The 23,236-nt window shown below is 65.6% G+C and carries 17 protein-coding genes and 1 pseudogene; 4 read left to right on the plus strand and 14 right to left on the minus strand.

The genetic code is table 11. The features are described from left to right. Positions 1-43: 43 nt before the first annotated feature. Positions 44-3,736 carry a nitrate reductase subunit alpha gene (locus IEX78_RS08190; RefSeq protein WP_188828326.1) on the minus strand — a complete coding sequence of 1,231 codons (3,693 nt, stop codon included), beginning with the start codon at positions 3,734-3,736 and terminating at the stop codon, positions 44-46. A 500-nt stretch (positions 3,737-4,236) separates the two neighbouring features. Between IEX78_RS08190 and IEX78_RS24840 the strand changes: the two are divergent. From IEX78_RS24840 to IEX78_RS08200, 3 genes and pseudogenes are all read left to right on the plus strand, one after another. Then, positions 4,237-4,386, plus strand: a pseudogene (locus tag IEX78_RS24840) (helix-turn-helix domain-containing protein); the annotation flags it as partial. Positions 4,387-4,407: 21 nt separating this feature from the next. Beyond that, positions 4,408-5,016 carry an MmyB family transcriptional regulator gene (locus IEX78_RS08195; protein WP_444543787.1) on the plus strand — a complete coding sequence of 203 codons (609 nt, stop codon included), beginning with the start codon at positions 4,408-4,410 and terminating at the stop codon, positions 5,014-5,016. Positions 5,017-5,033: 17 nt separating this feature from the next. Next, complete coding sequence (locus IEX78_RS08200) at positions 5,034-5,483, plus strand: hypothetical protein (RefSeq protein ID WP_188828327.1); 450 nt, start codon at positions 5,034-5,036, stop codon at positions 5,481-5,483. 12 nt (positions 5,484-5,495) lie between these two features. Here the strand turns inward: IEX78_RS08200 and IEX78_RS08205 are convergent, their stop codons facing one another. From IEX78_RS08205 to IEX78_RS08220, 4 genes are all read right to left on the minus strand, one after another. Next, positions 5,496-7,235, minus strand: coding sequence for an N-acyl-D-amino-acid deacylase family protein (locus IEX78_RS08205; RefSeq protein WP_188828328.1), 1,740 nt, complete (start codon positions 7,233-7,235; stop codon positions 5,496-5,498). A 14-nt stretch (positions 7,236-7,249) separates the two neighbouring features. Beyond that, positions 7,250-8,896, minus strand: coding sequence for a steroid-24-oyl-CoA synthetase (gene casG / locus IEX78_RS08210; protein ID WP_188828329.1), 1,647 nt, complete (start codon positions 8,894-8,896; stop codon positions 7,250-7,252). Positions 8,897-8,985: 89 nt separating this feature from the next. Then, positions 8,986-11,505, minus strand: a complete 2,520-nt coding sequence (locus tag IEX78_RS08215; RefSeq protein WP_188828330.1) for a winged helix-turn-helix domain-containing protein — start codon at positions 11,503-11,505, stop codon at positions 8,986-8,988. A gap of 132 nt (positions 11,506-11,637) precedes the next feature. Further along, entirely contained in the window at positions 11,638-11,853 is a 216-nt protein-coding gene (locus IEX78_RS08220) for a DUF8691 family protein (RefSeq protein ID WP_188828331.1), read from the minus strand. A gap of 182 nt (positions 11,854-12,035) precedes the next feature. Between IEX78_RS08220 and IEX78_RS08225 the strand changes: the two genes are divergently transcribed. Next, on the plus strand, positions 12,036-12,467 hold the full coding sequence (locus tag IEX78_RS08225) for an Ig-like domain-containing protein (protein WP_188828332.1): 432 nt from the start codon (positions 12,036-12,038) through the stop codon (positions 12,465-12,467). Between the two features lie 58 nt (positions 12,468-12,525). Here the strand turns inward: IEX78_RS08225 and IEX78_RS08230 are convergent, their stop codons facing one another. The 9 genes from IEX78_RS08230 to nirD all read right to left on the minus strand — a co-directional run bounded on the left by IEX78_RS08230 (position 12,526) and on the right by nirD (position 23,197). Further along, complete coding sequence (locus IEX78_RS08230) at positions 12,526-12,984, minus strand: VOC family protein (RefSeq protein ID WP_188828333.1); 459 nt, start codon at positions 12,982-12,984, stop codon at positions 12,526-12,528. Positions 12,985-13,066: 82 nt separating this feature from the next. Beyond that, the gene (locus IEX78_RS08235; RefSeq protein ID WP_188828334.1) at positions 13,067-14,032 is read right to left on the minus strand and encodes an alpha/beta hydrolase; all 966 of its coding nucleotides are present in this window, start codon (positions 14,030-14,032) and stop codon (positions 13,067-13,069) included. A gap of 56 nt (positions 14,033-14,088) precedes the next feature. Further along, a complete protein-coding gene (locus IEX78_RS08240) occupies positions 14,089-14,766 on the minus strand; it encodes a DUF6875 domain-containing protein (protein ID WP_188828335.1) in 678 nt (225 codons plus the stop codon). A gap of 3 nt (positions 14,767-14,769) precedes the next feature. Next, complete coding sequence (locus tag IEX78_RS08245) at positions 14,770-19,095, minus strand: AMP-binding protein (protein WP_188828336.1); 4,326 nt, start codon at positions 19,093-19,095, stop codon at positions 14,770-14,772. 97 nt (positions 19,096-19,192) lie between these two features. After that, positions 19,193-20,095, minus strand: coding sequence for an MHYT domain-containing protein (locus IEX78_RS08250; RefSeq protein WP_188828337.1), 903 nt, complete (start codon positions 20,093-20,095; stop codon positions 19,193-19,195). A gap of 191 nt (positions 20,096-20,286) precedes the next feature. After that, complete coding sequence (locus IEX78_RS08255) at positions 20,287-20,619, minus strand: TfoX/Sxy family protein (RefSeq protein ID WP_188828338.1); 333 nt, start codon at positions 20,617-20,619, stop codon at positions 20,287-20,289. A 30-nt stretch (positions 20,620-20,649) separates the two neighbouring features. Further along, positions 20,650-21,372, minus strand: coding sequence for a sirohydrochlorin chelatase (locus IEX78_RS08260; RefSeq protein WP_188828339.1), 723 nt, complete (start codon positions 21,370-21,372; stop codon positions 20,650-20,652). 218 nt (positions 21,373-21,590) lie between these two features. Beyond that, positions 21,591-22,826: a uroporphyrinogen-III synthase gene (locus tag IEX78_RS08265; RefSeq protein ID WP_188828340.1), complete on the minus strand. Its 1,236-nt coding sequence runs from the start codon at positions 22,824-22,826 to the stop codon at positions 21,591-21,593. Next, positions 22,823-23,197: a nitrite reductase small subunit NirD gene (gene nirD / locus IEX78_RS08270; protein ID WP_188828341.1), complete on the minus strand. Its 375-nt coding sequence runs from the start codon at positions 23,195-23,197 to the stop codon at positions 22,823-22,825. The genes IEX78_RS08265 and nirD overlap by 4 nt, the downstream gene beginning before the upstream one ends. Positions 23,198-23,236: the final 39 nt, after the last annotated feature.

Raw genomic sequence — 23,236 nt, forward strand, 5'->3', positions numbered from 1 at the left:
TTGCGATCGGCCATCGGATACAGCGTTGTGACCTCGTCGCACGTCAGTACTCCACTTCTTGCGATCGGCGACGGATCGTTGTTACCTCATCGCGCTGGTTGCCGGTCGGGCCGTGATAGTTCAAGGCGAAGGACTGCTGGGCGTACCCGCCGATCAGGTGTGAAGGCTTGATCAGCACGCGGGTGAGCGCGTTGTGGATGCCACCGCGCTTGCCCTTCGCTTCTTCGGTTGTTGTTTCGGTGCCTTCGATGCGCGGCACGTCGACCGCGCGGTCCTGGGCGTGGTACATGAAAACCGTGCCTTCGGGCATGCGGTGCGACACGATCGCGCGGGCGACGACGATGCCGTTGCGGTTGGTCGCTTCGATCCAATCATTGTCTGCCACGCCGATTTTCGCGGCGTCGCGGTCCGACATCCAGATCGTCTGCCCACCACGCGACAGCGTCAGCATGTGCAGGTTGTCCTGGTAAGCCGAGTGGATCGACCACTTCGAGTGCGGGGTCAAATACCGCACGGTCAGCCCGCCGCCGCTCACGTTGCCGATGCCGGGTTCGGCGAACAACGCGGTCATGTCGAGCGGTGGTCGGAAGATCGGGAGCTGCTCGCCCAGTTCGATCATCCAGTCGTGGTCAAGGTAGAAGTGCTGACGCCCGGTCAGGGTGTGCCACGGCTTGTTGCGTTCGACGTTGATCGTGAACGGGCTGTACCGGCGACCGCCCGATTCGCTGCCCGACCACTCCGGCGACGTGATCACCGGAACCGGCCGCGCCTGGGTGTCGGCGAACGTAATCCGTTTACCCTCAGCCTCTTTCGCGAGATCGGCGAGTTCAGTGCCGGTGCGACGTTCAAGCGCTTCGAAGCCCTCGACCGCGAGTCGACCGTTGGTCGTTCCCGACAGCGACAGGATGGCTTCGGCAGCGTGGGTGTCCTTGGCGAGCGAAGGGCGACCCGCCGCGACGCCGGAAACGATCGTGCCGTTCTGCCCGGCGAGGTACTCGACCTCGGCCTCGGGGTAGGTGGTGATGCCCTTGGTCGTCAGGCCAAGCTTTTCGACAAGCGGGCCAAGCGCCGCGAGCTTGTCGGCGATAGCGGTGTAGTCGCGTTCAATCTCGACGATCTTGGGCATCGTTTTGCCCGGAATCGGTTCGCACTCACCGGCTTTCCAGTCGAGCACCTTGCCACCGGCCTGGGCGAGCGCGTCGGGCGAGTCATGCTGCAACGGGACAGCGACGATGTCTTTCCTTGTGCCCAAATGCTTTTCGGCCAACCACGAGAACCCACGGGCGATGCGGTGGAACGCTTCGAAGTCGGTCTTCGCTTCCCATGGCGGCGAAATCGCGGGCGAGAACGCGTGGACGAACGGGTGCATGTCGGTCGACGACAGGTCGTGCTTTTCGTACCAGGTCGCGGCGGGCAGCACGATGTCGGCGAACAGCGTGGTGCTCGTCATGCGGAAATCGAGCGCGAGCAGCAGGTCGAGCTTGCCTTCCGCGCCTTCTTCACGCCATTCGAGTTCCTGCGGACGCACGCCGGTCGCGTCGGTGGTTTGCAGGTTCGAGCCGCAGCCGAGCAGGTGCTTTTGGAAGTACTCGTTGCCCTTGCCGGAGCTGCCGAGCAGGTTCGCGCGCCACACCGTCAGCACGCGCGGGAAGTTTTCGGGCGCGTCGGGGTCTTCGCATGCGAAGCGCAGATCGCCGGATTTGAGCTGGTCAACGACGTGTTCGCCCGGTGTCTTGCCCGCTTCGGCAGCCTCATCGGCGAGGTCGAGTGGGTTGCGGTTGAAGGTTGGGTAGCTCGGCATCCAGCCGAGGCGGCTGGCGAGCGCGATGTTGTCGGCAGCCGTTCGACCAGCGAATTTGCCCTTGGCCAGCGGTGACGCGAAGGAGTCGGAGGTGAACGGGTCGTAGCGCCACTGGTCGTTGGTGAGGTACCAGAACACGGTGCCCTGCATCTGACGTGGCGGGCGCTGCCAGTCGCTCGCGCTGGCGAGCGTGGCCCACCCGGTCACCGGGCGGCACTTCTCCTGGCCGACGTAATGCGCCCAGCCGCCGCCGTTTTTGCCCTGGCAGCCGGTGAGCAGGGTGAGGGTGAAGAACGCGCGGTAGATCTGGTCGGAGTGGAACCAGTGGTTGGTGCCCGCGCCCATGAGGATCATCGAGCGACCGTTGGAGCGTTCGGCGTTGTCGGCGAATTCGCGACCGATGCGCGCCGCCTGCACGGCCGGGACGCCGGTGATGCGTTCCTGCCAGGCCGGGGTGTACGGGGATTCGGCGTCGTCGTAGCCGGTTGGCCATTCGCCGGGCAGATTGTCGCGACCAACGCCGTACTGTGCGAGCAGCAGGTCGAAGACCGTCGTAACCCGTTTGCCCGCAACGATTTTCGTTGGGACGCCACGTCGGATCGTGGCCGCGGTGTCGCCGTCAAAGCGGGGCAGCGCGATCTCGGCGGGTGTGTCGGCGGTGTGGCCGAGCAGGGTGAGCAGGGGGTCGACGCCGTCGAGGTCGAGGTTCCACTTACCCGCGTTACCCTCGCCGAAGCGGTGACCGAGCGAACCGTTGGGGACGACCGGGTTGCCCGCCTGGTCGAGCAGGACCGGCTTGTGTTCGACGCTCTCGCCGGATTGGCCGAGGTCAGCGGCAGTGAGGAACTTGCCGGGAGTCACCTTGTCGCCGTCATCGTCGAGGCAGATGAGGTACGGCAGGTCGGTGAAGGACTTCACGTAATCGGTGAACATCGGGGTCTGCTTGTCAAGGAAGAACTCCTTGAGCACGACGTGGCCCATCGACATCGCCAACGCCGCGTCGGTGCCCGGTCGCGCGGGCAGCCATTCGTCGGCGAACTTGGTGTTGTCGGCGTAGTCGGGCGAAACGACGACGACCTTTTGGCCGCGATAGCGCGCCTCGGTCATGTAATGCGCGTCCGGCGTGCGAGTGACCGGGACGTTCGAGCCCCACATGATCAGGTAACCGGCGTCGAACCAGTCGGCCGATTCGGGCACGTCGGTTTGGTCGCCAAACACCTGCGGCGATGCGACCGGCAGGTCGGCGTACCAGTCGTAGAACGACAGCATGTAGCCGCCGATCAGCGAGATGAACCGCGCGCCGGTGGCATGGCTGACCATCGACATCGCCGGGATCGGCGAGAAGCCAGCGACGCGGTCAGGCCCGTACTGCTTGATCGTGTAAACCTGTGCGGCAGCGGCGATTTCAGCGGCTTCCCACCACTCGGCACGGACGAAGCCGCCCTTGCCGCGAGCGCGCTTGTACTTCTTCGCCTTGGCGGGATCTTCAACGATCGACTCCCACGCCAGCACGGGGTCTTTGAGCTTGGCCTTCGCTTCGCGGTAGAGCTCAAGCAAAGTGCCACGCACGTACGGATAACGAACGCGCGCAGGCGAATACGTGTACCAGGAGAACGAAGCGCCACGCGGGCAGCCGCGCGGTTCGTACTCGGGCTTGTCGGAGCCGACGCTCGGGTAGTCGGTCTGCTGCGACTCCCAGGTGATCACGCCATCTTTGACGTAGATCTTCCACGAGCACGAGCCGGTACAGTTCACGCCGTGGGTGGAGCGGACCACCTTGTCGTGTGACCAACGGTCGCGGTAGAACTCGTCAGCTTGGCGTCCGCCGACTTTGTAGATCGAACGGCTGTCGGCCGAAATCTCGCCGCGCTGAAAGTATTTGCCGAGCTTGAGCAAGGCGTCGCCTGCGTCGGCGGATGAAACGGTGGAAACCACGACGCCCCCTTGAGCTTGTGAATCGGGCTATTGGGGCCAACTGTAGGGAGCGGAAACGACGGGACAAAACGAACTTTTCACAACCCGCTGTGGGGGTCGGTGAGCTGTGAGGGCGGGGAAATGTCGTGGTCACGCGGGTTTTTGGGTTGGGTTGGCGGTTTCGTCGCGTGACCAGGAGTGACCCTGGTTTGGTTGGGTGTTTCGTCGTTGGTCCCCGACCGCGCCCCTACCGTTCGTGAAGCTTCGGAAACGCTCGCTTCTCCGACGCTTTACATTTGTTTACATAGCGTCCTACGGCGTGTTGTCGGCCGCGTCACCTCGCGTGCGCCCAGGTCGCGGGCGCTTGCACCATCCCGATTTGCTGCCGATTAACCATCCGACGATGTTTCCGATTGAGATAAAGAAACAGCAACTTTTCGTTATTGACCTAGGCCGGTTCGTCTGCCGTCATCCAGGATGGGTTCGTGCAGACAGGGAGGGTTGCCGTGCTACCGAAGCCGATGCAAGACGAGCTAGTTGAAGTGCCCCGAGTGCCCACGCTCGGTGGATTGCTGCGAAAACTCCGCGATGACCGGCGCATCTCCCGCGAAAAACTAGCATTTGCCGCTGGGGTTAGCGCGAGTTACATCACGCATCTGGAAAGCGGAGATCGGGATCGGCCGACTAGGACGGTGCTTGAGGCGCTCATGCGCTATCTCGACGAGATTTCGCCGATTAGCTCCGACGAGCGTCGACACCTGTTCGACCTTGCCGGAATCGTGGCCGTCGACAATCCGACCATCGCTGATCTGCGTGGGGAATTGACCGTCGATATGCGGCGGTCGCTCACCTTGCAGGAACCGAATCTGGCGGCCTATATCGACACGCGCTGGAATGTGTTGGCCGCCAACCAGGTTTACGCGCGGGCGTTTCCCGGGCTGCTTGAAGACGTCAACATTCTGCGGTGGTTCTTCCGTAACCCGCTTTCGCGGCAGGTGATGGTGGAATGGGAACGCGAATCGGCGCTCACCGTGCAGTGGTTGCGCGGGCTGATTGGCCAGCAAGGCAGCGGTGCGTGGGCCACCGAACTGCTTGCCGAACTGGCCGCCTACCCCGACTTCCGACGTATTTGGGACGACGGCGACACCGTCTATGGTCGCGAACAGACAGCGATGCTGTTGCGCGACATCGAAACTGGCGAAAATTACACCGTGGAAGTTGGACTTTTCCGCCTCGATTCCATCGCTTACCCCGGTCGAATTCAGTACTACCTCGGGGTCCGCAATCAGGCCGCTGTTTAACGTAAAGAGGCAAACTGATGAGGGTATTTGAAGATGACATAACGTTGGCCGCGGCGGGCGATAGCGTGTCGGCCACCTTTTCGGTATGCGACGACGAAGGTCGCGCGATCTGGTACGGCCCCTTTCTTGACGCCGACACCGACCACCCGCGCGGTGATGCGCAGGCCGCGACGATGGCGGCTGCGGGTCGCGCGATCGGGTTGGCCGCGCGGGCACGCACCGACGCTGGCCTGCCCGCGGCGACATTGCGCCTCACCTTGAGCGAGCCGGTAGACGACGAGGTGACGCTAGCTTGCACCGCCGCAATGGGCGGCTTGGCGCTGATTATCGAAGTGGCACAAGACAACCCGGCCCTCGACTGGTGCTACGCCTTCGGCCGCCTCCACTGGACCCCTAGAGTACGACCAAGATCAACAGGCTCTCAGGTAAACAAACGCCGAGAAGGGAAATCCCGGAGAGCCTGGTGATCTTGAATTCCGCTACTTCGCTGGGAGGAAGCGGCCGTTTCTTGTCGTTCCCAAAGCCTCCGAGCGCTCGCCGTTGCCGAAGACGTAGTTGCCGTTGATCAAAACTGCCGTCACTGTCTCGTCGTTGCGGTTCACCATTCGGGACAAGTTGCCGAAGACCTCGATGGGGTGCTCCGCGTAGGCGTTCAGCGAGTCGTCTAGGTGCGCGGGGTCGATGACCACCACGTCCGCGCGGTCGCCCTCGCGTAGGTGTCCCGCGTCGATGCCGTACCAATCGGCCAGTTCGCCGGTCAGGCGGTGGACGGCGCGTTCTACCGTCATAAACGGGTTTTCCTTCGACTGTGCGTCCTTCACGCGACGCAGCAAGCGTAAGCCGAAGTTGTAGAACGCCATGTTGCGCAAATGCGCGCCCGCATCCGAAAAACCAAGCTGCACTGAAGGATCGGCGGACAGCACGTCAGCAACATCGGGACGGTGGTTGGAAATCGTTGTGCGCCAACGAATCTTGTCGCCGTGCTCGACAACCAAGTCGAGGAAAGCGTCGACCGGGTGCACTCCCCCGCGCTCAACACCAACCTGGCCGAAGGTTTTGCCGATCACCGACTCGTCCGGGCACGCGACGATATCGGCGTCGAAGAAGTCGCGGTGCCATGCGCGCGGGCCGTACTTGTTGTCGTAATCCTTACGGAACGAGCGACGGTACTCCTCGTCTTGCAAAAGGTGACGCTGCTCTTCGATCTGGTTTGACAGGTGCAAAGCCGCCGCACCCGAACCGAATTCCTCGAAAACGGGCAGCGCGATGCCGTCGGAGTACACCTCGAACGGGACCGGCAAATGCTGCCAACGGAAGTTGCCACCAAGCCCGTTGATGATCTTGCCGACCAGCGGGAACATCTTCGACGCGCCCGGAATCGCCTTGATGTCGGCTGCCGAAAGCAGGCTCACCTTGAGGCCCTTACGGAACAGGCCAATGCTCGACGCCGCCATGCCAACCAGGCTCGTCGGGTCGGCGATGTCGGGGCCGCCCTGCAACGCGCGACCACGCTTGCGCAGGATCGCGTTAAGCCGACGGCGCTCTTTGCGCGCGGCATATGTCGACGGCAACGTCCGCGACCGGCACACTTCGCCGTCGAGCTTGTCGAACATCAACTGCTGCGACGACATGCCAACGAAGCCGGCGTCGAGCGCCTCAACCAGCTTCGCCTCGATCTCGGCCAACTCTTCCTTCGACGGCTTCACCTCGTCGCGCGTCGCCCGATCGAGGCCGAGCACCGCGGCGCGAATGTCCGAATGACCAACGAAGCCAGCGATATTCGGACCGAGCGGCAGTGCGTCCAGGGCTGCTGCGTATTCGGCAGCCGAAGACCACGACTTGAGTTCGTTGACCGCGCTCACCACGTACTCGCGCGGGATCGCTTCAACGCGACCGAACAGGTCGCCCGCCGTCTCGCCATCGACGTGCACGGTCGACAACGAGCACGAGCCAACCAGCACCGTCGTAACACCGTGGCGCACCGATTCCGACAGCGTCGGGTCGAGCAGCACTTCAATGTCGTAGTGGGTGTGAATGTCGATGATGCCGGGGATGACCCACTTGTCGGTGGCGTCGATCACGCGGGGGCAGTCAGTCTCGTCGAGCGGAGTTTCCGAGACCGCGACCACACGTCCGTCGCGAATTCCCAAGTGGCGCACCGCAGCTGGTGCGCCGGTGCCGTCGAAGTGGCGGCCACCGGAGATGATGCTGTCGAACATGTAGTTAGGTCTCCTCATAACGCAAGCGAGCGACGCGTGACTTTACCGGTTGCGTTGCGCGGCAGCGACTCCTGCGAAATTCGCCAGCGCGACGGAATTTTGAAGGCGGCGATGCGGTCGGCGAGGAAGTCGCGCAGCGCTGCCTCGTCGACGGGCTCGTCCGCAACAACGACAATCGCCGCCACCTCTTGCCCAAGGTCAGGGTGGTCGACGCCGATCACCGCCGATTCGATGACGGCAGGGTGCGCGTCGAGTGCGTGCTCGACCTCGACGGGGTACACGTTCTCGCCGCCGCGCAGGATGAGGTCGGAGCGTCGCCCGCTGAGCCGGAGCCTGCCATCGGCCAACGTGCCGAAATCACCTGTGCGCAGCCATCTCTCGTTGTCGATCGCAGCTTTGGTCGCCGCTTCGTCGGCCCAATAGCCAAGCATCACGTACGGGCTGCGGATACAGACCTCACCTTCCTCGCCGTCGTCGACAACGCGCCCGTCCGCGTCGCGAATCTCCACCGCGACCCCGATGATCGGACCACCGACCGAAGTGGGGTCGGCGGCAAGGTCGAGCGGCGTGGCAACCGTTGCGGCAGTGCCACTTTCGGTAAGGCCGTAGCTCGTGGTGAGCGCGACCTGCGCGCCCGTGCCAGCGAGACCAGCCGCGACCTCCTGTAACAGCCGTTCCGACGACGGCGCGGAATTGAGCGACAGCGCGCCGAGGGACGACAGGTCGAAACTGGTGAGGTCAAGCGCAAGCAACCGCGCCGCCATCGTCGGAACGGCCGCCCAGTTCGTGACGCGCTCTTTGGCGATCACCCGCAGCACGCGTTCCGCGTCGAACGCGCCGGGCGCGAAAACGACGGTCGCGCCGGTCGCGAGGCGCGGGATGACGAGGTTGTGCAGGCTCGCGATGTGGAAGAGCGGCGCGGTCACGAGGTAGCGGCGTTCGCTTGGGCCGTCGATGGTTTGGCCGGTGAACGCGGCCATCATGGCGTCGGTGAAGCGGTGATAATCGCTGACGGCGATGAGGTTGCGATGAGATGCGGTGACGCCCTTGGGTTTTCCGCTGGTTCCCGAGGAGTAGAGGATGACAGCGGGGTCGTCTTCGGCGATGGAGACAGCAGGGAGAACGGCGGTCGTCGCGTCGGTGATCATGGCCGGTAGGTCGTTTTCGAACGAAACAGTCGGGACGGCGACACCCGACTTCGCAAGCACCGCACCGCGTTTCGCATCAGCGAAAACCACAACGGGCGACGTGTGCTCAACCCCGTACGCGATCTCCGGTGGTGCCCACCACGCGTTGTACCCAACCGCCACCGCGCCCAACAGCTGCGTCGCCCAAAACGCGATCACCCAATCGGGGCCGTTCGCGGCGAAGATACCGACGCGGTCGCCCTGCTTCACGCCATAGCGATCGGCGAGCACGGAAGCCACCGCTCTCGCCGCCGCTGCGTGCTCAACGAAGGAAACGCGACGGTCCTCGGTGACGAGGTAATCGCGCTCGCCCCACTGCTCCGACGCGGTCAACAGCTCGGGCAGGCTCTTGTATCGCTTGGCCATCACCGGTATCGAAACCCCGAGCACCGGCTCGCTGACCTGCTCAAACGGTGCGCCAGGGGCGGTCAGACCCGCCGCTACCTGCGCGATAAAAACACGGGGGTCGGTCATCAGCTCTCCTAGCTCATCAGCTGCCAGCCGGGCTGGCACGACGTCAGAGTAGGCGCTTAGCTCGCGTCATAAGTTCGGTTTCGGACCGGCTAAAGAAGACCGACACCTCTCGCCCGCACAATGGCCTCACCCCTTGCGTTGACCCCGAGCTTTTGATAGATCCCGCGCATGTGCGTCTTGACGGTGTTCACCGAAACGCCCATGTCAGTGGCGATCTTCGACGCGGTCAGCCCCGAAGGAAGATGGCGCAGCACGACAAGTTCCGTGCCGGTGAGCTGGGGCGCACCGGGCGTCGACGGCCGAGCGGCGCGGATGCGGTCGACGAAACTGTCGTACTGTCCGCATCGTCCACCGAACCGGTCGACGATGTCGCTCACGCCAACGACATCAAGGAACGGTCGAATGAGTTGCTCGGCGGTTGCTAACAGCAGGGCACGTTCGAATGACTCCTCAACGAGTCGCGCGCGATCGAGCCGGTCGGCGGCGACCCCGGTCAGCAACGCGACCGTCACCGCCGACACCGGATGTTTGCCGACACTCTCAGGCCCCAACGGCTCAAGCAACGCGAGCGCGCCGGCGGCGCGCTGACCGTGCAAGGCCAGCGACGCTTCGGCGATCGTCAGCTCAACGCTGGGCTCAAGTTCGCGTTGCGCGAGGTCAACCAGATGCTTGGCGACGTCGACCAGGTGCAGCCGCAGCAGGTGACCAGTGAGGTCGACGACGAGCGCGCCGGTGGTGTACGGCAGCGGCGCTTCGGCGATGAGCCGTTCTAACGTGCGAGCCAGAGCGGTCGCAGCCAGGGCGCGGTCGGGGGCGTTATCCAGGGTGAGCAGGCCCGTCATCAGCTCGGCGTAGCGGTCGGGCGCGCTATCGGACGGGCGAACCGTCGGCATCGGCAACGCGCCCGCGTCGATGGACGCCCCGCGCAGGTGGGCGGCGTAGGCGGCGAGCACCCGCGCTTCCTCAGTCGCGACGCTCGCGCGTGCGCTCGGCGTGAGCGCGTGGTCGATGGCGTAGTCGGCCATCGCGGCCATCTCGCCGACCTTCCCGGCGAGCCCGGCGGCGAAGGCGAGAACCGTCGCGGCGCGGACGACAACGCGGTCGAGACCAGCCTGTTCGGCGTGCACGAGCGCGCGTCGCACCGCGACGGCACCGGCGTCGGGTTCGCCACCAAACACCGCGGCCGCGCCACAATGCAATGCCGCGTAGCAGTCGAGGTCGGCGTGCGTTGTTGACATCGGGGTCGGCCAATGCAGCGAGGCCGCGTCGCCAACAAGCACCGCGACGCCCGCGCTAATCGCCTGATCCAGCGTCGAATGCCATTCCTGCGCAACTAGTTTCGACGGGCTATCCGAATTCACATGTGCCGCTTCGAGATACACCTCGGCGGCGGCGACATCACCGGTATCAACGGCAACGGCCGCGCGCAGGAGTCGAACGAAACTGTCGGCGGCGAGGTCGGGCACGTGGTCGAGCGCGTCCAGCAATTCCTGCCCTGACCCGGCGAGCACCATACGCATCCCCCACCTGCTGACGAATTCGCCAAGTCCCGGCGCACCCGGTTCGGCGAGCACGTGATCGAGCGCGCGAGCGGGCAGCCCGGCCATGCCGAACCAGTCGGCAGCGCGCCGATGCGCGCCGGGCAGGTCGTCGGGGTGCGAATGGGCCAGTTCGGCAAGCAAATACGCGCGCAACATGGGGTGATAGCTGTGCCAGAGTTCGCCGTCGTGGACGCGGGTCGCGATGGGGAAATTCGCGCGAAGGAGGTCGTCGATGATGCGCGCAGTGCCTGGTCCGGCGAGATATTCGGCGAGCGGGAGGCAGAATTCGGTCGGGACAGCGGTCGCGAGGAGGAACGCGAGGGTGTCCGGGGAGAGCGCGTCAACCAGTTCGGCGACGAGGAAATCCGCAACCGCGTGCGACGGACGCGCCAGCGCGGCGAAGGCGGTCGCGTGGTCGTCGGGGTTGGTTGCCAGATAGAGCGCGGCGATGCGAACGAGCGCGGCCCAGCCCTGGGTTAGCTCGTTGACCTGCGCGGCCTCGGTCGGCGCGAGCGCGCAGCCATGCTGGGCGAACAGTTGAATGATGCGTTCGGGCGAAAGGGCGAGGTCGGTGGTGCCGATGCGGGTGAGTCGCCCGGCAAGGTCGATGGTGTGCCAGCGCAGTGGCGGCGCGAAACGGCCTGCGAGCAGCACGGTCGCGTTGTCGGGCAGGTGCGTGAGGACGAATTCCAGTGCGGCGAGGTGAAGGGGGTCGGTGAGTTTGTGAGCGTCGTCGATGATCAGCACCGTTGGCGTTGTCATGGCGGCGATGACGTCAGCGGCGCGTTCGGTTGGCGCGCACAGTCCGGCGCGTGGCAGGTCGTGGCCGAGCGCGTCGGCTAGCGCGGTGACCAGGTCGAATGCGGATTCGGTGACGGTCACCCAGCCAACGGTTGCATCGGATTTGCGCTGCACCTTGCGCGCGTAGGCGACGGCGGCGACAGTCTTTCCTGTTCCCGCGGGCGCGCAGAGCAGCACGGTTTGCCCCGCGCGGGCCTGATCGAATTTCCGCGTTGCCGCGCAGGGCAGCGGCGTGAACGACAGTTCGGGGATCACGTTGTCCGACATCGCCAACTCCCACCTTGCTCGTCTTGGGATCTCCGACGCTAGGCGATCGCGACGCTGGGAGTTTGCTCGTGACCGGGTGCCGGTGCCGAGCGTTATGTGATCGACGCGCTTCCGCGTTTAGTCAGGCTGCGGTTAGTCAGGCAACTGCGACATGCCGAGCAAGGTAAGCCCGAGGTCGTCGAGTCGGGCGAGCACGCCGCGCATGGCCGTCGCGTCGGCGACGGTGCCGTAGAGCGTGGTCGTCCCCGCAGCCGATCGATCGCTGCGCGTGAGTTCCGGGAAGGCCGCGATGGCCCGCTCGGTGAGATCACCGTCTACGACGAACTGGTAGCGAACCGGTTCGGGCATGTCCATCAGTTTGGTGGTTGCCCGGGCGCGTGACCTCACCCGCGCAGGGTGAACACCAGCACTTTCCCCATTCACAGCGATTTAAACGCGTTTATTTCAGTTTTCCGGACAGCTGCGGTTGCCGCTCGCTAATCTCGCGCGGACCCATTTTTGTGGGCCATTGCGAATCAGGAGAACCCCACATGAGCAGCTTCGGGATCAAGCGGGCCGGCTTCGGTCTGACGGCGTTTGGTGCGATCACCGCCGCAGCGGTGCTCGTCGCCCCGCAGGCGTCGGCGCTCGTCCAGTCCATCGCCGTGAGCGGCACCACCCACTACGTTGGCACGCCCTACACCGTGACCGCCGACGTGACCGCGACGTCGTTCCTGTTCAAGGTGACCTTCACCGACAACGGCACCCAGATCGGCGAGCCCGTCGCGGTGTCGAACGGCAAGGCGACCATCACCTGGACCCCGACCACCGCCGGTGCCCACGAGATCAAGGCCGTGCAGGAACTGATTTCGGCCAAGACCGTCACCATTGACGTTGCCGCGAAGCCGACCATCCCCGGTGGCGGCGGCGCTGACAGCGGCTCAGGCGACCTCGGCGGGCTGCTCACCGGCTCGGCTGGTTAATTAACCAACGAAACCGGCCCCCGCGAATGTTGTTGCGCGGGGGCCGGTTTCGTGTTGTCTAGCCTGCTTCGTTGTACGCCGCTTCGAGCGCGTCGATGTCGAGCTTGGACATCGTGCGCAGCTTGGTGCCAACGGCGATGGTCTTCGCCGGGTTGTCGCCGTTCAGCAGTTCGGGCAGGCGCTTCGGGACGATCTGCCACGACAGGCCGTACGGGTCGGTGAGCCAGCCGCACGGGCCGGGCTTGCCGCCGTTGGCGGTGAGTTCATCCCAGAGTCGGTCGACTTCGGCCTGGTCATCGACGATGACCTGCAACGATGCCGCGTCGGTGAGCGGGTGGTCGGGGCCGCCGTTCATCAGGGTGACCGCTTGGCCGTCGAGGTCGAGGGTCACGATGAACGCGCTCCCGTCGCCTTGCCGAGTGATGTCGACGATGCGCGAATTGGGTAGCACGCGCGCGTACAGCTCGGCGGCCGCTTCGGCGTCGCTGTCGTACCAGAAGAAAGTGTTGATGCTCATCGGATGCTCCTTTGATTGAAGTGGTTCACCCGTAGGTCGGAGCCGCGCGACGGTTCTCGACGCATCTCGCAAAAGTTTTTTTCTAAATTCCCAACGCGGCCGCCATCATCGGCCACGAGTCGTGCACATCGTCTTGCCAGTACGGCCACGCGTGCGTGCCCGCAGGACGAAACCGCACGTCAGCGGGGATGCCGAGCTGGGCGAGTCGACCGGCGAGCGGGGCTGAGCAGCTGCCAATGATGGCTTCCATCGTGCCGCCGACGAGCAGTCGATCGACGAGGACGCCCACGTTGTTGTTGATGCTCGGGTCATTGAGCGCTTCATGCGGGCCGGGTGCGCCGTTGCCTGATGACAGGTAGATCGCGGTGCCGCGCAGCCGGTCGGCGTTGAGCGTCGGGTCGTGTGCCGCCCATGCCGGGTCGCCGGGCAGGCCCCACATGTTGGTCGCGTCGGCGCCGAAGGTCGCGAGTTCCGAGCGAATGAGCGCTTCGGCCGTCGCGTTGCTTGTTTGCGTGCAGCCGCTGTACGCGCCGACCGCGCGGTAGCGGCCCGGTGCCGCGATGGCCAAGTTGAGCGCCGACGTTGCCGACATCGACAGGCCAGCGATCGCGTTCGCGCCGGTCATGCCGAAACGCGCGTCGAGCAGTGGGGGCAGTTCGTTGGTGAGGAAGGTGGTCCATTTGTTGCGGCCGAGGGCGGGGTCGTCGCGTTGCCAGTCGGTGTACATGCTGGCGCGACCGCCGATGGGAACGACCACGTTGACGTGCTTGTCGGCGAAAAAGCTGACGATGTCAGTGCGTGCCATCCACGGGCCACCGGTTTCGCCGCCGTCGACGGCGTTGAGCAGATACAGCGCGGGCGCACCGGCACCGGGATGCGAAAGCCACAGCGTGACCGGCTTATTCATCGCCGCCGAGAAGACGACAACTTCGAATTGGCGGCCACCTAGCGGGCGAACATCAAGGATGCCCGACTCGGCACTTGCCGTTGGTGAAGCGAGCAGGACGCAACCAAAGAGGGCGAGCACACAGCTCATGAGCCGACGCATGCGCACGAGTGTGCACTACGGCACGGACAATGTCTGGCATCTGCGCGAAGGTGTCCCTATTGTGCGTGTTCATCGGCGAAATGTGCGCGCAATTCTGGTATCGCGTCGGGGCTCGGCTCGGCGACGTGCATCCGCTCGGCTATCTGCCCCCGAAGCTTTCGGGGTAGTCCCGGCGCGTGTTTGGCGAGGTAGGCGACGAGCCATTCGCGGCGGCCGACGAGAAAAGGGAAGTCGGTGTTCATCATTGGCCGGATAACGAGCATCGGGGTGGGCGCGTTGAGTGGGCGGAAGTCGGCGTTAAACAGGCCCGCGACCGGGCAGCCCGGGTAGAACTGGCCGAGCATGGCGCCTTGGGCGACGATGTGATCTTTCGCTTCCGCGTGCGCTTGGTCGATTTCGGCGGTGTCGGTGAGGTCGGGGAAGACCGTGACGACCGTGGGTGGGCGGTCCGTGGGGAGCGAGCGGTAGAGGGTAAAGGCGTCATCGATGGTGTTCGCTAGTTTGTGCGAGGCGTCTTCCACCTCGGCGATCCAGATACGGTGTTGTGCGGCAGCGGGTTTCATGAACGGGCAGACGGGGCCGGGTCTGCCTTGTTGCGGGTCGGGGCGCATGAGGGAGTCGGCGAACCAGGCGACGACCGCGCTGGCGTGCGGGTGGTCGACGATCCAGCGGGCGGGGTCGTCGTAGACGCACGACCAGGTGGCGTTGGTTGTTGGGCCGGTCCAGGTGCGCATGGGTTAGGGGTGCTCGTGGTCGGTGGGCGCGGCGGCGGCTGGCGCGGCTGACGTTCCGTGGGCGGCGTCGGTTGCTGACAGGTGGGACGAGAGAATCGGGCCGATGTGGGCCAGGACGTCGGGGTTCGTTAACTGGGCGTGGGTGGTTGCTACCGGGTGTTCGATGATGCGGCCGGTTACGTATGGGCGCCACAGGCGGCCGTCGACGAAGGACGTGATGCCCTCGGTTGCCGAGAAGTACAGGAGGTCGCCGTGGTAGACCTCCGGGCGGTACTCGTGTGACATGCGAACGCCCGCGATGTACGCCTCGTGCAGGTTCGTCAACTGCTCAGCGGTGAGACCCGTGCCCAGATTCGCTGCGGCCGTTGCCAATTCCTTCGCAGCCTCCTCAGCGGTCACGTCGGGAAGGTTGTCGGCGTCGTCGGGCTCGTCGCCTAAAAGGTGGGTCAGTAGGTCGCGCATGCGGGGGCGCGGGGGTTCGTCGGCACCGTCGCCGATGACCACGCTGTCGAGCATCGCGAGTGTCGCGACAGTGCGACCACGTTCGGCGAGGGCAACCGCGACCGCGTGCGCGAGCTGTCCGCCGAGCGACCAGCCGAGCAGGTGAATCGGCCCTGTCGGCTGCTTGGTGATGATCTCCTGGGCGTAAATGTCGGCGAGCAGCTTCACCGAAAACTCTTGTGCGACACCAATTTCGGTCAACATCGGGGCTTGCAGTCCGTACACCGGACGATCGGTCACGTGACGAGTCAGGCCCGCGTAGCACCAGGCGAGCGGGACTGCGGAATGGACGCAGAATAGCGGTGGCTGAGTTCCGTTGGGGCGCAACGGAAGTACCGTCGCCAACGCGTCAACCCCCGGATCTTCGTCGGCGCGGTATTCGGCGATGCGGGCGGCCAGCTCAGCGACCGTGGATGCGGTGTAGAGCCAACGGACCGTGATCGGCAGTCCCGTCGCATGGGCAAGTTCCGCCGAAACAGCAACGCCGAGAAGCGAATTACCGCCGATGGCGAAGAAGTCGTCATCCGCGCCGACGGATTGTGTTTCGCAGGTCGCGGCGAAATGGTCGGCGACGAGCTGCTGTAACGGCGTCTCGGGCGGGCGGTAACTGCGCGTCGGCGGGGATGGCAGGGCGGCGCGGTCGAGTTTGCCGTTGGTTGTTCGCGGCAGCTCGTCGACCGGAACTAAGACGGCGGGGACCAGCGCGGCGGGCAGGCTCGTGCGCAGGCGGGAACGCAATTCGTCGAGGGCGAGCGGCATTGCGGCGACGTAGTAGCCGACGAGACGCGCGGTCGGGGTGCCCGCGTCGGCGAGGTCGACAACGGCGTCGGTGATGGCCGGATCGGCGCGTAATGCGGCTTCGACCTCGGCGGGTTCAACGCGACGGCCACGAAGTGCGAGTTGGCTGTCGAGTCGGCCGAGGAACTGGTAGGCGCCGTCAGCGCGCGGGCCGACCGCGTCGCCGGTGCGGTACACGCGCACGCCGCCACCAGTCGGGTCGGCGACGAAGCGCGTCGCGGTGGTGCCAGGGTCGCCGAGGTAACCCATCGCGACGCCCGGGCCGCCGAGGTATAGCTCGCCGCGCGCACCGGTCGGGACGGCGTTGAGTCGCGAATTGAGTAGTGTCGCACGCACTTCCGGCAGAGGTTGGCCGATGGTGACCGGTTCCGTCGGGCGCAGCGGGAGCGACTGGGTGACCATGATCGTGGATTCCGTTGGGCCGTAACCATTGTGGAGTCGCACGTGCGGCGCCCAGCGCGCGACGAGGTGCGCGGGGCAGGCTTCGCCGCCGACAACGACAACGTCGAGACTCGGCACGTCGGCGGGGTCGACGGTGTTGAGCACGGCCGGGGTGGTGAGCAGGTGGGTGACGCCGTGGTCGGTGATGAGTTTGGCGAGGTCGGCGCTGGCTTGCGTTGTCGCCGGTGCGACGACGAGACGCGCGCCCGAGGCGAAGGCGGTGAGCAGTTCGAGCAGGTGGGCGTCGAACGCGGGTGAATGCAGGTGGAGGACAACAGAATTCGGGGTAGCGTCGTAGCGCTGCACAAGGTGATCGGTGAGCGCACCCAGCCCGCGATGGGTGACCGCAACGCCCTTCGGCTTGCCCGTCGTGCCCGAGGTGTGGATGAGGTAGGCGGGCAGGTCGGGGTGGATGCGGCGGTCAGCTTCGGTCAGCGGCGTTGCGGGGAAGCGGGCGAGAACTTCGGGGAAGCCGGGATCGTCGATGACGAGCCAGTTGATATCGGGCGAGGTCACGACTTGCGCTGCGTCGATGTCGGGCGGCGTCGCGAACCATGCGGTGCGCGGATTGTCGGCGGCGAAGTCGTCGGAATGCGCGTCTTGCCAGCCATCGCTTGCAGGTGCGGAGCTGGCACTTTCGGGGCGCGCGACTCGCGGGTCGGCGAGCGGGCGAACGCCGCCTGGGCGCGCCGCCATTGTTGTTAGGCCAATTAGTGGGGTCGAACCTGTTGTGCCACGCAAGGTTTGGGTGATGCGGGCGATTCGGTCGGGTGGGTCCGTCACGTCGATGGGGGTTAGGCACGCGCCTGCCGTCGCTATCGCGCGGGTGGCGAGGACGGATTCGGCGCTGCGCGGGATCGCCATCAGGACCGGGCTGCCCGGGGTCACGCCGGTCGCGAGTAGGAGGCGGGCGAGGCGGATGGTGAGTTCGTCCAGTTCGCGGTAGGTGAGCTGGTTGCGGTCGGTGGCGTCGACCACCGCGACCGCGTACGGGTTCGTTGTCTTACCGAGCAGGTCAGCAAGGGTGCGCACCACCGTCGACCGTTGCGGCGACGACATGCGCGCGCGTTCCCACGGTGGCGTCGGGGCGCGGCCGCCTCCGCGACTCGTGCCCAACCGGGCACTGACCTCACGGTCGGCGCGGATCACGTCGCTCATGCCGCTTTCGAGCGGCGAACCGGCGAGCAGGTCGTTCAGCGGCAGACCACCGGCGCGGGTGTGTTGCCATGCGGCGCGCTGGCGGTCGATTTCGTCGGCACCAGCGATTTGGTCGAGCGTGGAAGATGGTGCGGCAGCGAGGAAGTCGGCGAACCACGTTAGGAAGAGGCGGTGGTACCACGACAGCGTCGCCGGATCGTAGCGCGCCGGGTTCGCATGGAAGTCGATGGTGGTGGTTTCGCCCAGTTGGTAGCCGTTGACCAGGAGGTCTTCGACCGGGCCGAGGGAAAGGAGGTGCGCTTGTCCAGTTGCCTTGTCGCCCAAGCGGATTGGGTCACCCGCGCCGAGCAGGTTCAGCACAGGGCCGAATCCCCCACGCAAGACTTGGGTTTCACCTCGGCAAGCTTGGATGTCGGCGTAGTTGAAGCGTTGGTGGCGCAGCGCCGCGATCACGCGGACCCGGACGGCGGCGATGAGGTCGGCGACCGTGTGGCCGCTGAGCCCGCGCAGACGAAGCGGAAGCACGTTGCTCACCGAACCGGCGGAGCGACGCAGCGCGGCGGTGGGCCGGGCGGCCACAGGCAACGAAATCACCACGTCATCGGTGCCAGACATGCGCGCGAGGAACGCGATGAAGGCGGCGGCGGCGAGTTCGGGGAAGGTCGCGTCGTAGCGTTCGCGGGCGCGGGCGAGGAGGTCGACGGTGCGGGCGTCGAGGTTCGCGCTTGTTTGGTGCGTGCGCGTCGACGCGGGCGCGGGCAGGCCGGATAAGCCGACAGGTTCGGGCAGGTCAGCGACCTCGCGCTGCCAATATTCGCGGTCCTTCGCGGCGCGCGGCGACGTGAGGTAGTGCGCTTCGTCGGCGGCGAGTTCGGCAATAGTGAGAGGCTTCGCTTTGTCGGAAGTCGTTGTCTCGCTGTACCTTCGGGCTGTTTCGCGCAGGAGGACTGCCGCGCCGACGCCGTCGAGGACAAGGTGGTGGCTGCGCAGGTAAAGCAGGGCACGGTCTCCGGCGACGCGGAACAGGGTCGCGACGGTGAGCGCGTCGGTGGTGAGGTCGAGTGGCGACAGGCGGTCGATTTCCATGCGCCGCAACGCCTCGGCTACCGGGTCGGTTTCGGCGGTGAGGTCGACTTCCGGGCAGTGCGTGAACGCGGCGGGGTCTTGGAATTGGAACGGGCGACCGTCGACGATGCGCAACCGTACCCGTGGCGAACCGAGGCACTCCCCCGCGCTTGCCGCCGCCGTTGAGAGTCGATGAGCGTCGACCTCGCCGGTGAGGTCGAGGTACATCGCGATTGTCGCCGGTACGTCGGTGGCCATCTGGGCGGCGACCCACCATCGAATTTGGTTCTCCGACAATGCGATTAGGCGCGCGTCGTCTTTTTCGACGACACGCGCCACGTCGAGTCCAACCTCGCTTTGCCGCACCGGGCCTCCCGGACATCACGCGCTGTGTTTGACGAACCGTTGCGGCAAACCTACGGCATCGACCGGCTTTCGCCGGTGCGCATGGGGCCGGTGTCGATTAGCGGGGGTAACCGGGCGGCGGGACGAAACGTGGTGTGGTGAAGAAGGAACGCGAGTCGCGGTGCCACAGCAGCACCATCGCCGCGGTACCGATGAGGAGTTCCGCGACACTGAAAATGAGCGTAATCGGTTGCAGCAGATCAGTTTCCAGCACCGCGGCGGAGACCGCCGTGAAGAGCGTTGAGCAGACGTAGATGCCGTAGAAGACGGTCGCGGTGATGCGAGCCCAGTTGTGCCCGGCGCGATTCGCGAACGCCATCCACGTCCACAGGCCCGCGTAGACCACCAGCGTGACCAGGGAAAAGGCGAGGAGGACGTAGTTGATGGCGTCGACGGCATCGGGCGAGACCGGCATGTCGTGGATTTGGTAGTTCCGGCGGATGGTGTCGATGTCGGCGAATTGGATGCCGCTGAGCAGGGTCACGCCCGCACCAGCGAGCATGAGCTTGAACGCGTTTCGCACGGTTGACGGTGGTTCGGGCTTGGCGGGCGGGGCGTAGCCGAGCTGCGGTGACGGGTAGGGGTACGGGCCAGTCGGTGGCTGAGTTGGGAAGCCCGTCGGATGCGGGAGTTGGCTGGCATAGGGATTGCCGCCCTGCGCAGGGCTGGGCGCGTTCGGCGTTGCCGGCGGTTGCGGAATGTGGGCCCCGTAAAGATTCTCGCCTTGCGCCGGGGCGAACGAGTTCGGCGATGCGGGAGGTTGCGGAATCGCGCCCGCGTACAGGTCGCCGCCTTGCGGTGGGTTCGGCACGCTCGGCGTTGGCGCAGCGTGCGGGACTTGGAGCGGCGGCGGGGGCAGCGCGGGCGCGCCAAGGGGGACCGCCGAATGCGAGGGGGGCAAATTGTCGGGCGGGTATGCCGTGAGTTCGCCGTCGGTCAACGGGTTGTGCGGGCCTGACATCGCTTAACAACTCTCCTAGCGTGGAAAACCAACCCCGCGACCCTATCCCGACGTGGCGTTCACCGCCGATCGCGCCGCGACACGCCCGGGATGCAAGACTTAGGGTCGGCTGACCTGGCATAAACGTGCACTTACGACGAGCACGGGCCGAAAATCGACCCTAACCCGGCGAACCTGCACGAAAATGCCACCTATTTCGGCGGCAAACTCCGCGCGACACGCACTCCCCGCTCAACCCACTCCCGCAGCGCGTCGTCATCGTCGACTGCCGCCGCCGTGACACGCAACCACCCGCGAACCTCACGCCCGCTCATCACCATCGGCGTCACGGTTTCGCCGTCAAGCAGCGATTCCTCCGAACCGCGCTCAACCCGCACCAAAAGCCCACCTTTACCGCTAGCCGCGACGGCCATGTTCCCGTTGATCAGGAAAGCGAGTCCACCAAAAGCCCGCTTTTCGATGGGCTCGGTGACCGGGTAAAGGATTTCCCGAATGCGCTCGGCAAGCTCTTCGTCGTAAGCCATGCGACCAGTGTGCGCCCGAGGGCCGACAACCTAAGCGACGCGCTCCAATTCGCGCGCGGCCGTCCGGTAGCGGTCGGCGATGAGGCGCACGACTGCCGGGTGGACGCCGATGGGTTCGGCCACGCCGTCCGCACCCGCTTCGTGCAGGCGGTTGTGGAACAAACCAGGGGCAAGTAGGTAGCTCGCGATGAAAACGCGTGCGGCACCTGAAGCACGTAGGCCCGCAACAACTTCCGGCACGCGCGGCGTCCCTGTGGCCACGTACGCGACCTCAACCGGGGTCTCGATCGCAGCCGACAACATTTTGGCAGCACGCGAAACATCGTGCAGCGCACGCTCATCCGACGAACCGGCAGCCGCGAAGACCACCGCGTCGCCCGACTGCCACCCAGCTTCCCGCAACCGCAACGCCATCACGTTCGCCAACGCCGGGTCAGGCCCCATCGCCGGTGTGACCGCAACCGATGCGTGCCCGCTCTCGGCAACTTCGCGCGGCACGTCCTGGTACACGTGATACCCCGACGCGAGGAACGCGGGGACTAGCACCGCGGGCTGGGCAAGATCGCGCAAAACTTCCGACGGCGTCGGCCCAAGCACGTCGACGAACGCCGTACGCAACGCCGAATTAGGTTCGGCCACCGTGGCATCCACGCCGAGCTCGACCGCGACCGCGTCTGCGAGCGTCGCGATGAGCTCAACCCCACGAGCATTCCGAGTGCCGTGCGCGACGAGAATTAGTGCAGGTTCAGACATTCAGCTCACGCCCCAATCGGCTAACAAGATTTCCCACAACCCGCTCGCCTGCTATGGCGAACCGGCCAAACAACCGCTCGGCGAGACAGCACCCCCTCGCCTCACCGTGGCGACTCAGCCCAATGAATCAGCGGCGAAAACTGCCACCCCGCCGCGACCTGCGGCACCCAGTGCGGACCGTCGCCCACCGTGCACGGCCGGGCCACACTGGCGAACCATTACCAAGCGCCGATCGGCTGCGGGGGGCGTGGGGAGCGGGTGGGGTGGCCGATTCCGGCCGCGTGCGGGGCCGCGACCGCGCGGGCTGGCGGGTCGCAATCCGCGGCGTCGAGGGCCAAGCGGTAACCGCGCTTCACCACCGTCTGAATCGCCTTCGGCGTGCCAAGACCCGCGCGCAGACGGGCGATCGCCGTCTCAACAGCGTGCGTGTCGTCGCCACCGCCGGGCAGTGCCGACAGCAGGTCTTCGCGAGAAACAACGCGGCCCGGCTGACGTGCCAGCGAACGCATCAAAGCCATTGGGGCAGGAGCCAATTGGCGCACCTGACCGTCGACGACAACGCACCCACCGCGCACCGAAATCAAATGTCCCGCAGCGTAAATGCGACCAGCGCGACGCGGCAGTTCCTCCGCGACGTGGCGAGCAAGCGCACCGAGGCGAGCGCGCGCGGGCATCGTTGTCGGCACCCCAAGCTCTTCCAGTGGCGCGGCGGTAATCGGCCCAACGCACGCGGCGAGGACGCGCCCACGCAACGCGAAAAGCAACGCGTCGATGAGCCCAGTTTCCTTGGCGCGCATCAACATTGACGCAACAGCGGGCGCGCTCGTGAACGTGACGCAGTCGAGCGAACCGGCGACGATGGCTTCGATCATCGAATCCATCGGACCACGGTCGGTTGGCGGTTCCCAGCGATACACCGGCACCGGGACAACGTCGGCACCCGCGCAGCGCAGGACCTCGCAGAAGTCGGGGACGGGCTCCCACTCGGTGGTCGCGCCATGCAACTGCACCGCGATCCGCACGCCTTCGACACCTTCGGCAAGCAGGTGATCAAGCACCTCAGCTGAGGATTCCGACGCGGGCGACCACTCTTCGCGCAGCTCAGCGGCCCGAATCGCACCCTTGGCCTTGGGTCCGCGCGCGAGCATGCGGGTGGAGGCGAGGGTGTCGCGCAACGTTTCGGCAAGCCCCCAGCCTTCGGCGGCTTCCATCCACCCACGGAACCCAATGCCCGTCGTCGCGACGGTGAGCTGCGGCGGATCAGCGATGATGCCCTCGGTGACGCGAAGCAATTCCGTGTCGTCGGCGAGGGGGATGATGCGGATGGCCGGGGCCGAAACCACGCTCGCGCCCTTGCGCGCGAGGAGCGTGGCGAACTCCTCGGCGCGGCGGGCGGCGGTGATGCCGATGGTGAAACCGGCCAGTCCAGGACCAGCGTCGGGAAGCGATGTCATGAAACCGGCTCATTCGAAACAGTGACGACACCAGCGTCGAGACGCACGGCGTACACCGGCAGCGACTTGGTGTCGTCGTCGAGACAGCGGCCGTCGAGCAGCGAGAAAGCCTGCTTGAGCAGCGGCGACGCGACGACGGGAACGCCACCACGATCACCGACGAGACCACGCGACATCACCGCTGCCCGACCGAACGGATCAATGTTGCCCACCGCGGCGAGGGTGCCGTCGGCGAGTAGGAACAGCGCGGCCTGTGCTCCGCCGCTCAGCAAGACCGCGACGCCGCGACCTGGGATTAGGAAGTCCAGCTTGCAAGCCTGAGTCCAGGTGAGCGTGCCGGTTGTGGTCGTTGGTGTGTCGATAACGGTCATCGGTTCCTCCTCCGAGCGCCTTACCTATTGGTACAGGCA

This window comes from Nocardia camponoti, assembly GCF_014646135.1.
GTDB lineage: Bacteria > Actinomycetota > Actinomycetes > Mycobacteriales > Mycobacteriaceae > Nocardia > Nocardia camponoti.